The sequence below is a fragment of the Chryseobacterium sp. SIMBA_038 genome (assembly GCF_046535115.1).
Taxonomy (GTDB): Bacteria; Bacteroidota; Bacteroidia; order Flavobacteriales; family Weeksellaceae; genus Chryseobacterium.
This window is the reverse complement of sequence record NZ_JAWRXH010000091.1, coordinates 1-300: the sequence shown is the minus strand read 5'-3', so window position 1 is coordinate 300 and position 300 is coordinate 1. Positions and strand designations below refer to the sequence as shown.

The following is a 300-nucleotide window of genomic DNA, read 5'->3' as shown; positions in this document are numbered from 1 at the left end:
ATGCTATCGAGAGGCGCACAGGTCCTCGACTACGTTCGCCGACAAGGGTGTGAGGGCCTCGAATGGATTGCGATTGATGACCGGACGGATGGGTTCGAAAGTTGCCGAGAGCGGCTGGTGCATTGCCAGTCCGACTATGGGTTAGGGGACCCCGCCGTCGTCGAACTGCTGCGGCGCAGACTACATGAACGATTCTCATAGTCAGCAGTGGTTGGCGGCACCGCATGATTGAGAGCAAATAGCCTGGTATTGAGGGAGAAGGATGCGAACCAAGGGACAACGCGCCGAGTCAACCATTGG

The 300-nt window shown here is 57.7% G+C and carries 1 protein-coding gene; it reads left to right on the top strand.

Going from position 1 to position 300, the window contains the following annotated elements:
* Complete coding sequence (locus SB689_RS22845; RefSeq protein ID WP_410694357.1) at nucleotides 1–201, top strand: HAD domain-containing protein; 201 nt, start codon at nucleotides 1–3, stop codon at nucleotides 199–201.
* The last annotated feature ends 99 nt before the right edge of the window (nucleotides 202–300 follow it).

Bases quoted from the DNA above. Each gene is read 5' to 3' on its own strand.
- SB689_RS22845 (WP_410694357.1), top strand. From the start codon at position 1: ATGCTATCGAGAGGCGCACAGGTCCTCGACTACGTTCGCCGACAAGGG.